Origin of the sequence: Actinomadura sp. KC216 (assembly GCF_004348535.1) — a bacterium.
In the GTDB taxonomy this organism is placed as follows: domain Bacteria; phylum Actinomycetota; class Actinomycetes; order Streptosporangiales; family Streptosporangiaceae; genus Spirillospora.
The window spans coordinates 1-9,734 of sequence record NZ_SMJX01000309.1 but is presented as its reverse complement, the minus strand read 5'-3'; the positions used below and the strand labels follow the sequence as shown (position 1 = coordinate 9,734).

Below are 9,734 nucleotides of genomic sequence, written 5' to 3'. Positions count from 1 at the left end.
CCACGTTCCAGCAGCCCCCCGAGCCCTACCCGCCGGAGAACTTCGGCCCGCCGCAGCCCCCGCCCTACGACGGCGGCCAGGCGCAGCAGCCGTTCGACGGAGGAATGCTGCCGCCGCCGTACCCCGCCACTCAGGGCGGCTACCAGGGCTACGACCAGCCCCAGCCCCCGCAGGGCGCCCAAGAGGCGCCGTACCCGCCGCAGCAGCCGCAGTACGACGCAAACGGCAACTCCGCGCCTCCCCTCGAACAGCTGCCGCCGTACCCGTCCGACCAGTTCACCCAGCAGGACCCCGCGGCGACCTACCAGCCGATCGACCCCGCGACCGGCCAGCCCTACCCGCAGGACACCGACGGCTCCGGCCAGCCGTACGTCCCGTTCGACCCCCAGACCGGCCAGGCGCTGGACCCCAACACCCGCCAGCCCTACGCCCAGCAGGTCGACCCGAACACCGGCCAGCCGTACCAGCAGGTCGATCCCAACACCGGGCAGCCGTACCAGCAGGTCGATCCGAACACCGGGCAGCCGTACCAGCAGGTCGATCCGAACACCGGGCAGCCGTACCAGCAGGTCGATCCGAACACCGGGCAGCCGTACGCCCCTCAGTTCGACCCGAACACCGGCCAGCCCTATCAGCAGTTCGATCCGAACACGGGCCAGCCCTACGCCCAGTTCGATCCGAACACGGGCCAGCCTTACGCGCAGGATCCGAACGCGGCCGGTCAGCAGTACCCGCCGGTCGACCCCAACACGGGCCAGCCGTACGGCCAGCAGATCGACCCCAACACCGGGCAGCCCTACCAGCAGCAGGTCGATCCGAACACCGGGCAGCCGTACCAGCAGGTCGATCCGAACACCGGGCAGCCCTACCAGCAGCAGGTCGACCCGAACACGGGTCAGCCGTACGGCCAGCAGTTCGACCCCAACACGGGGCAGCCGTACCAGCAGTACCAGGCGGTCGACCCGAACACGGGGCAGGCGTACCAACAGGTCGACCCGAACACCGGGCAACCGCTGCAGGGGTACGCGTACCCGCAGCAGCCGCAGCAAGGGCCGCAGCAGCAGATGCCGCAGCAGCCGCAGAACGCCGACAGCCTCAGCTCCGAGAACCTCCTCGGCGAGCGCCGCATCGCGCCGTCGTCCGGCTGGCGGCGGGCCGTCTACAAGGCGACCGCGGGCAACATCCATCCGGGGGAGTCACAGGGCGATCTGCGGCGCAAGGACCTCATCGCGCGGGCGCGCACCCTGGTGGCGGGCGGGCATCACCGGGTCGCCGTCATGTCGCTGAAGGGCGGCGTCGGCAAGACGACCACCACGACCGGGCTCGGCTCGATGCTCGGGTCGCTGCGCGGCGACACCGTGATCGCGGTGGACGCCAACCCCGACCGCGGGACGCTGTCGGACAAGGTCCGCCTTGAGACGGCCGCGACCGTCCGCGACCTTCTCAACAACCGGGACCGGATCCACCGGTACGCCGACGTCCGGGCGTTCACCTCGCAGAACAACGCGCGGCTCGAGGTGCTGGCGTCCGACCGCGACCCCGCGGTCAGCGAGGCGTTCAGCGCCGACGACTACGCCGCCGTGGCCGTCGTCCTGGAGCAGTACTACTCGATCTGCATCACCGACTGCGGGACCGGGCTGCTGCACTCCGCGATGGCGGGCGTGCTGAGCCTCGCCGACCAGCTCGTCCTGGTCAGCTCCCCGTCGGTGGACGGCGCCCGTTCCGCCAGCGCGACGCTGGACTGGCTGGAGGCGCACGACCACGGGCATCTCGTCCGCAACGGCGTCGTCGTGCTGTCGATGGTCCGCAACCGGACCCGCAGCCAGGTCGACCTGGACAAGCTCCAGGCGCATTTCGAGAGCCGCTGCCGCGCCGTCGTCCGGATCCCCTACGACGACCACCTTGAGGAGGGCGCGGAGGTCGAGCTGGAGCAGCTCGCCCCCGCGACCCGCGAGGCGTACCTGACCCTCGCGGCGGTGGTCGGCGACGGTTTCGCCTATCAGCGTCCCGCCCAGCCTTGACCGGCGGTGCGCTCCCGCGCCGCCCGTTCCCGCCCGCGGAGACCGGACGCTAGGGTCGCGATCTGTGGACGGCGTGTACGTGGGAAAGGCGGGCCCGGACGCCGCCGGCGACAGCGGCTGGCTGCTCGGCCATTTCAAACCGCCGGGCGATCTGCGCCGCAGCGACGACGTCGAGATCAAGTGGGGCGTCCATCCGAAGGGCGAGCGGCGCGCCCGGTGGACGAGCGGTGAGAAGCGCACCGCCCTGCTCGTGCTGATCAGCGGCCGGTTCCGGCTGGAGTTCCCCGAGGGCGACGTCGTCCTGGCCGAGCAGGGCGACTACGTGGTGTGGGGACGCGGCGTCGACCACTCGTGGTGCGCCGAGGAGGAGTCGGTGGTGATGACCGTCCGCTGGCCCTCCATCCCCGGTTACGCCGTCCGGCCCCCAGACGGCGCGGACGGCACGAACGGCGCGAGCGACGGCGGCGACGCGGAACCGTGAGCGCGCGGGACGCGTCCCAGCGTCCATGATCGGTGGAAGGCGGCTGCCGCTCGCCGCCGCGGTGATGGCGCTGTGCGTGGGCTGCTCGTCGTCCTCGTCCGGTGGGGACGTGGTCTGCGGGCCGTGCCGCCCGCCCGTGATGGTCACCGTCTCGGGTCTCGATCGGCTGACGGTGGAGGGCGTGCGCATGCAGGTCTGCGTCGGCGGGCAGCCGTGCGCCGACTTCCGTGTCACGCGCCTTCCGGGGATGAACTCCTCCTCGTGCGGCTCGGTCGCGTGTTCTCTGCTCGAGACCGGCGCGCTGCAGGTCACGCTCCCGCAGCGGACGGCGCGGACGGTCGCCGACCAGCCCGTGCGGGTGACGGCGTCGTCCAGGCAAGGGCAGCGGGAGGGCGCGGCGACCATGACGTTCGTCGCCGAGAAGGGTCCCTGCGGGTGCGACTACTCCTACGCCGACGTCGTACTGGGGTGAACCCGCCTTATGCGGTCGAGGTCAGGGGCCCGTGCCCGCTATCGTGGGCGTTGGTCATCTGGAGAGTTCGCATAGTGGACTAGTGCAGGCGCCTTGAAAGCGCCCAGGGCTGGGGACAGTCCTCGTGGGTTCGAATCCCACACTCTCCGCCTGGAAGCCCGGAATGGGGAACACGCCGGGGAGCGTCCGGCTCGGTCGTATATCATCCGTTACCCTCGTCGGCATGTCTGAAGCGCCCCAAGATCCGGCAGGAACCACCCACCAGTTTCAGAACTTCGCCAACCAGGCACCGGCTCCCAAGTCCGGCCCGAACCTCGCGCTGATCGGCGGCATCGTCGCCGTGGTGGCGATCCTCGCGATCATCGTGGTCGCCGTCCTGACGATGGGCTGACGCCCGCCGCCAGAACCTGACCTCAGCGGCCGGACTTGGAGAAGTGCTGGTAGTCCTTGGCGCCGCTCCATTCGCCGCCCCAGCCCCAGCCGATCGAGTCGAAGGCATCGACGACCTTGTCGCCGGCGTGGATGACGCCGGGGTCGTCGTTCCGGCGGTTCTTGTACTTCTCGCAGTCGGGGTGGGCGATGTGCCCGTCCGCGTAGACGTACGGGTTCTGGCACGGGTTGATGTCGATGGCGAGGCCGTACGCGTGCTGGGAGAACGAGCTGGACCCGGTCGCCGCGCGGCAGTTGAACGCCGAGGTGTTGTTGGCCTCGATCGACTGGAAGTCGCTGCCCTTGTACTTGTCGACCGGCTCCATGCGCTCGATCGGGTAGCGCATGTCGTACAGCTTCTCGAACACGCCGACCAGGTCCTCGGCCTCCCCGGCGTTGACGACGAGCCGCCCGCCGGTGTGCGGCTTGTCGTCCATGCCCCAGTAGGTCATCTCGATCATCCGCAGCCCGGACGGCGGCACGGGGCAGCCCCTGCGCCACGAGTGCTTCAGGTCCGCGGCGGTGACCTTGCCGATCTTCGCCTGGAACCCGGCCGGCCGCGATGGCGCCGTGCCCGACACGGTGGGCCGCGTCGTGGGCGGGGACGTCTCGTCCGAGCCGCCGGAGTCGCGGCCACAACCGGCCGCTGCGGACGCCGCCGTGAGCAGCGCGGTGAGGAAAGCGGCGGCCTGAATAGGCCCTCTACCTGGCATCTTTCCAGCATTGCACGTCCGCGTGGCCTGCGCGTGCCACCCCGGGTTCGCTACGGTGCGTTTGACGGCACGCCCGCCGGAAAGGGGCCGGGACGGACGGGCCGCGATTCTCAATCGTCCGCCGGGCATGTCGTCCGGCGGTGTCCGGCCCCAGGGGAGCCGGGATGGCGGAACCTCAGGAGAGGGACCTCCCAAGCCTCGAAGACGAGCTCTTCGGTGTGGCGCACGACGTGGAGGTCGAGCAGGCGGTGCCCGCACGGCTGGCGCCGGACCGGGCCCAGCTTCTCGCGGAGCGCGCCCGCGCCTTCCTGCGCCGCGACGTGAAGGCGCTGGCGTCGGGGTTCGGCGCGTTCCTGCTCGTCGACGCCGTGATGATGTACGCGCCGCTGATGACGAGCCGCCGCCCGAGCCTGCTGCCGCAGTTCATCACGCTGCTCGTGCTGGCGTTCGGGCTCGGCGGCCTGCTGGTGTGGAAGGTCGGCGGGCGGTGGCGGACGTTCGGCCACGGCATGATGCTCGCCTGGGTGTTCCTGACCTTGGTCTCGGTGGGCTTCCTCACCGGCGTCACCGTCCCGCTGTAGAGCCCGGGGCGCGGGAGGGCAGGGCAGGTCAGGTGTGGCGCGGGGTGGTCAGGACGTGGGGCCGATGCGCTTGAGGACCATGGCGAAGGCGCGTCCGATGGCTTCGAGGTCCTGGGGCTCGATCACGTCGATGAAGTAGGTCCGGACGGTCTCGACGTGGTCGCGGGCGGCGCGTTCCAGCGCGGCGAAGCCCTTCTCGGTCAGCTGCGCGTAGACACCGCGCTTGTCGTTGGGGCAGCTGTCCCGCTTGACCAGGCCCTTCGACTCCAGCCGGGAGCAGGTGTGCGAGAGCCGGCTGCGGGACTGGCTGGCGTTCTCGGCCAGCTCCGCCATGCGCAGCTGCCGCTCCGGTGCCTCGGACAGCCGGACGAGGATCTCGTACTCCGACACCGACAGGCCGTGCCGGGACTTCAGATCGCGGTCCATGATCTCGGTGAGCCGGACGCTGCCGTCCACGAATGCCCGCCAATCGCGCTGCTGGGCGGCGTCGAGCCAGCGTGGTTCGCTCATAATCGCGAGTATAGAACACATGTTGAAGCTTCAACTAATGTGCACTGTCTTCACGTTAGCAGGAGGCCCGGGTATCCGCCCAGGGGAATAGTTGAAGCATCAACTAGGTTCCGGCGGATGTGCGCCGCCCGACCGCGGACGGGCACCCGAACGATCGGAGGACCCCATGCCCGCCGTCACGGCCGACCCGCTGACCCTGCCCCGCCTGCCGCTCCTGCCGGAGGCCGAGACCGGCTGGCGCCGCGTCGCGAAGACCGTGACCGCCGCGCGCCATCTGGAGGGCGAGGGCTTCCAGGTCAGGCGCCCGTTCCCGGGCATCGACCTGTCCCTGGCCGACCCGTTCCTGCTCCTCGACCACATGGGCGCCGTCGAGTACGCGCCCGGCGAGGCGGTGGGCACGCCGTGGCATCCGCATCGCGGTTTCGAGACCGTCACCTACATCATCGACGGCGCCTTCCAGCACCAGGACACCACCGGCGGCGGTGGCCTCATCGCGGACGGCGCCACGCAGTGGATGACCGCCGCGTCCGGGATCCAGCACATCGAGCAGCCGCCGCCTGAACTCGTCGCGAAGGGCGGGCTGTTCCACGGCATCCAGCTCTGGGTCAACCTGCCGCGCGCCCAGAAATGGGTCCCGCCGCGCTACCAGGACATCGAGGCGCGGGACGTGAAGCTGCTCGCCGCCGACGACGGCTCGTCCCTCGTCCGCGTCATCGCCGGGTCGCTCGCCGGGCACGACGGCCCCGGCGTCACCTACACGCCGATCAACTACCTGCACGCGACGGTCGCGCCGGGCGCGCGGCTGGCGCTTCCGTGGCCGCGCGACTTCAACGCGCTGGTGTACGTCCTGTCCGGACGCGGGACGGCCGGCGTCGAAGAGGCCGCGCTGGACGAGGGGCAGCTCGCGGTCTTCGCGGGCTCGCACCACAAGGGCACGGGGGACGGGCTCGTCGTCCGCGCCGCCGACGTCCAGCCCGCGGGCAGCGCGAACGGGTGGGAGATCCTCGTCCTCGGCGGCCTCCCGATCCGGGAGCCGATCGCGCGGTACGGGCCGTTCGTGATGAACACCCGCGAGGAGATCATCCAGGCGTTCGAGGACTTCCAGGCCGGACGCATGGGCACCGTCCCGGCCGAGAAGGTGCCGCACCGGTCGTCCGCCGACGAACCCCTAGCCTGACCTGCGACGTTGCGGGCCGTGGCCTGGTCGCCCGAAATCCGTCGCTGGAGTTCCAGGGGTTCGGGTGACGAGGGAGTGCGCATGCGCTAGTGTGTTCGAATAGTCGAACAGAGGTTCGACGTGATCGTTTGAATACGCGCTCGCCCGGGAGGCGTCATGGCGGCGACCGTTGCCCCGAGGCAGGACCTGCACGCGGGTCCCGCCTCGGGAGCGCCCGCGGCCTGTGGCGCCGAACGGGACGGGACTCCGGAGCCGCGTTGCGGGGCGCGGCGCCGGGCGGAGCGCGCGACACGCCGTAGCGGTTTCTACGCAAATCTACGGCCGCAGCTATATCGCCTCATAGAGTCCGAGAGCGTGGACCCCGTGCGCAATCCCTATGCCCCCGGCGCCGGGCAGCGCCCCCCGGAGCTGGCCGGCCGCGACCGTGAGCTCAAGCAGTTCGAGGTGGTGCTCGAACGGGTCGCCCGCGGCCGGCCCGAGCGCAGCATGATCGTCACCGGGCTGCGCGGGGTGGGCAAGACCGTGCTGCTCAACGCGTTCCGGTCGATGGCGATCCAGCGCCTGTGGGGGACCGGGAAGATCGAGGCGCGGCCCGACCAGTCGATCCGGCGTCCGGTCGCGTCCGCGCTGCACCGGGCCGTCCGGGAGCTGGCGCCGCGGCACCGCGCGCCCGACCGCATCGAAGACTTCCTCGGCGTGCTGAAGGCGTTCGCGCAGTCGGAGCCCGAGCCGTCCGGCAAGAGCAAGGCGCGGGCGCACCGCTGGCAGCCCGGCATCGACGTGCCCGCCACGCGCGGCCGCGCCGACTCCGGTGACCTGGAGATCGACCTCACCGAGCTGTTCGTCGACGCCGCGTCCGTCGCGACCGACGTCGGCGCCGGGATCGCCCTGTTCGTGGACGAGATGCAGGACATCCCCGCCGACGACGTGTCCGCCCTGTGCGCCGCGTGCCACGAGCTGTCGCAGGTGGGCGGCCCGCTGATCGTGGTCGGCGCCGGGCTGCCGCACCTGCCCGCCGTCCTGTCCGCCAGCAAGTCCTACTCCGAGCGGCTGTTCCGCTACGCCCGCATCGACCGGCTCGACCGCGAGTCCGCCGACCACGCCCTGCTGGCCCCCGCCGAACGGGAGGAGGTCACGTTCACCAAGGACGCGCTTGACGCGCTGTACGGCGCCGCCGACGGCTACCCGTACTTCGTCCAGGCGTACGCGAAGGTCGTCTGGGACGTCGCGCCCGACACCCCGATCACCGCCGACGACATCAAGGTCGCCGCGCCGGAGGCGGAGAGCGAGCTCGCGGTCGGCTTCTTCGGCAGCCGCTACGAGCGCGCCACCCCGGCCGAGCGCGACTACATGCGCGCCATGGCGATGCTCGGCGACGACCCGGTGTCCACGGCCTCGGTCGCGGACGAGCTCGGCCGCAAGCCGTCCAGCCTGTCGCCCGCCCGCGACGGGCTCATCAAGAAGGGCCTCATCTACAGCGCCGAACGCGGCATGGTCGCGTTCACCGTGCCGCACTTCGGCCAGTTCCTCCGTTCCCAACCCGCCTGACACCCGTCTGATCCGACCGGACGCTTCGGCTGCATACAGCTCTCTAGCGAAAAGGCTAGAGAGCGATAGAAAATGGCATGGGGTCGTGTCGTCCGGTGAATATTCAGCTTTCTAGCGGCCGCCGTAGAAAGCCGTAGATTCTGCTCGCATGTCCTCTCGTTCTTTCTATTAATATCTAAGATTTTTCGTAGAAAGCTCTAGAGAAGGGAAGAGTGGCCGCGGCGAAGCATGCGCGCGGCCGGCTGGGTAGGACCGTGCATGCCATGCATCCGGACAGGACCTGATGTTGGGGGAAACATGGGACACGGCGACCGGTTCCGCGGCCAGGACCCGGACAACGAGTTCGCCCGCGACGACGAGATGTCCATGCAGCAGGACCAGGGCGGGCGGCCACCCGTCCAGGACGACGGCTACATCTACGGGCCGGACGAGTACCCGGACGACATGGGCGGCGGCATGCGCTCCCGCGCCCCCGACGACGACGAGATGCCCGAGCGTCAGGAGGACGAGTTCGGAACCTACGAGGACGCCCCACCCGACGACGACACCGAAGCCACCTGGTGATCCGGCGGTCCCGCGAAGCAGTCGACGTCCGCCCTCCCGTCCCCGTCCCTCTCCGCGTCCTCGTCCCCGTCCGGGGGCAGGTCCGGTGGGACCAGGGCTGAGCGGACGGTCCTGTCGCGTTCGGCGGTGGAGACGGCGAACACGATCTCGACGTCCCGCTCATGGACGCGGGCCGGGAAGACCACGAACCGCCAGCAGCCCTCGCGCCACACGTCCAGCGGCACCGCGCTCGCGACGACGTTCTCGTGCTCCACCCACGCGGGACTGTCGTAGAGCGTCGCGTACGTCTCCTCGATCGGGCTGCGCCGCCGCTCGCACGGCATCGCCGCGCGGCCCGTGCCGTGCGGCAGCCCGCGCCGCTCCACCAGCGCCGACAGTTCTGGGGACAGCGCGGCGAACAGCGCCAGCTCCACCGCGAGCACCAGCCCGACCTGCGCCTGGACGTCCAGCAATACGTACAGCCCGGGCAGCGGGGCGCCGAGTGCGGCGACCGCGGCGCCGGTGAACAGCGCCGCCCGCAGCACGGTCCGCCGCTCCACCTTCCTGGCGCTCAGCCCGCCGAAGCAGCCGCAACCGGCGTCCGGGCGGCGGACCCGCAGCTCGCCGACCACCCAGGTCGCGGCGGCGAACGCCACCGTCGTCGCCAGCCGCACTCCGAAATGCGACGACACGAGCAGCGCCAGCCCGAGCACGCCCTCGCCGAGCCCGAGCCCGACCGCCATCCCCCGGCTGCCGCGCAGCGCCGTCAGCCGCGCGAGCCCGGCCGGCACCGGCACGCCGTGGACATGGTGGGACGCGTGCCCCGCCGGCTCCCGGACCGTCAGCTTCGCCAGGCACGCCGCCAGCAGCACGGTCGCCAGCAGCAGGACCTGCGTGTTCTGGAACGCGGTCACCATGACGCCGTCCTCCCCGGCATCGCGGACGGAGCGCCGGGGCGGACGGCGGCGGTGAAGCAGCCCGTCTCCAGGTCGCCGCCGAGCCCTGCGAACGCGGCGGGCGTCAGCTCCACGATCCGCCCGCGCGGTGATGCGCCGCAGTCCACGCAGCGGTCGCAGAAGCGGGCCGCCATGCACCCGCACTCCACGACCGGCATCCGCGCGGCCCGCCCGCCGCACTCGTTGTGGACGACGACCTCGCTGCCGAGCGACAGGTACGGGAACGCGACGCAGCCGGACGGGGCGCCCGCGCATCCCCCGGCGTCCCCCTCGGAATCGACCGCCGGGTAAGCCACCCCGTCC

General features: G+C 71.2%; 11 protein-coding genes, 1 tRNA gene and 1 pseudogene. 9 read left to right on the top strand and 4 right to left on the bottom strand.

Annotation, left to right across the window (positions count from 1 at the left end):
• Positions 1-104 precede the first annotated feature (104 nt).
• From E1264_RS45650 to E1264_RS43975, 5 genes are all read left to right on the top strand, one after another.
• Positions 105-2,021, top strand: coding sequence for a MinD/ParA family protein (locus E1264_RS45650; RefSeq protein ID WP_243711344.1), 1,917 nt, complete (start codon positions 105-107; stop codon positions 2,019-2,021).
• A gap of 64 nt (positions 2,022-2,085) precedes the next feature.
• Positions 2,086-2,502 (top strand): signal peptidase I, encoded by a 417-nt coding sequence (locus E1264_RS34635; protein ID WP_132180396.1) that lies wholly within the window; start codon positions 2,086-2,088, stop codon positions 2,500-2,502.
• Between the two features lie 25 nt (positions 2,503-2,527).
• Positions 2,528-2,974: a hypothetical protein gene (locus E1264_RS34630; RefSeq protein ID WP_132180394.1), complete on the top strand. Its 447-nt coding sequence runs from the start codon at positions 2,528-2,530 to the stop codon at positions 2,972-2,974.
• A 60-nt stretch (positions 2,975-3,034) separates the two neighbouring features.
• Positions 3,035-3,123: transfer RNA gene (locus E1264_RS34625), tRNA-Ser, on the top strand.
• A 74-nt stretch (positions 3,124-3,197) separates the two neighbouring features.
• On the top strand, positions 3,198-3,365 hold the full coding sequence (locus E1264_RS43975) for a hypothetical protein (RefSeq protein ID WP_165964536.1): 168 nt from the start codon (positions 3,198-3,200) through the stop codon (positions 3,363-3,365).
• A gap of 22 nt (positions 3,366-3,387) precedes the next feature.
• Here the strand turns inward: E1264_RS43975 and E1264_RS34620 are convergent, their stop codons facing one another.
• Positions 3,388-4,116, bottom strand: coding sequence for a M15 family metallopeptidase (locus E1264_RS34620; RefSeq protein WP_132180392.1), 729 nt, complete (start codon positions 4,114-4,116; stop codon positions 3,388-3,390).
• A 164-nt stretch (positions 4,117-4,280) separates the two neighbouring features.
• Between E1264_RS34620 and E1264_RS34615 the strand changes: the two genes are divergently transcribed.
• Positions 4,281-4,697, top strand: a complete 417-nt coding sequence (locus tag E1264_RS34615; RefSeq protein WP_132180390.1) for a hypothetical protein — start codon at positions 4,281-4,283, stop codon at positions 4,695-4,697.
• A 48-nt stretch (positions 4,698-4,745) separates the two neighbouring features.
• Here the strand turns inward: E1264_RS34615 and E1264_RS34610 are convergent, their stop codons facing one another.
• Positions 4,746-5,207, bottom strand: a complete 462-nt coding sequence (locus tag E1264_RS34610) for a MarR family transcriptional regulator (protein WP_132180388.1) — start codon at positions 5,205-5,207, stop codon at positions 4,746-4,748.
• Between the two features lie 166 nt (positions 5,208-5,373).
• On the opposite strand from E1264_RS34610, the gene E1264_RS34605 reads away from it, so the two are divergent.
• The 3 genes from E1264_RS34605 (at position 5,374) to E1264_RS34595 (ending at position 8,496) form a co-directional block, all read left to right on the top strand.
• Entirely contained in the window at positions 5,374-6,384 is a 1,011-nt protein-coding gene (locus E1264_RS34605) for a pirin family protein (protein ID WP_132180386.1), read from the top strand.
• Positions 6,385-6,738: 354 nt separating this feature from the next.
• Positions 6,739-7,932: an ATP-binding protein gene (locus tag E1264_RS34600; protein WP_132180385.1), complete on the top strand. Its 1,194-nt coding sequence runs from the start codon at positions 6,739-6,741 to the stop codon at positions 7,930-7,932.
• Between the two features lie 297 nt (positions 7,933-8,229).
• Positions 8,230-8,496 carry a hypothetical protein gene (locus E1264_RS34595; protein ID WP_132180383.1) on the top strand — a complete coding sequence of 89 codons (267 nt, stop codon included), beginning with the start codon at positions 8,230-8,232 and terminating at the stop codon, positions 8,494-8,496.
• On the opposite strand, the gene E1264_RS34590 is transcribed toward E1264_RS34595, so the two are convergent.
• On the bottom strand, positions 8,451-9,392 hold the full coding sequence (locus E1264_RS34590) for a MauE/DoxX family redox-associated membrane protein (RefSeq protein WP_207936608.1): 942 nt from the start codon (positions 9,390-9,392) through the stop codon (positions 8,451-8,453). The genes E1264_RS34595 and E1264_RS34590 overlap by 46 nt on opposite strands.
• Positions 9,386-9,734 (bottom strand): annotated as a pseudogene (locus E1264_RS34585) (hypothetical protein); the annotation flags it as partial. The gene E1264_RS34590 and the pseudogene E1264_RS34585, both read right to left, overlap by 7 nt.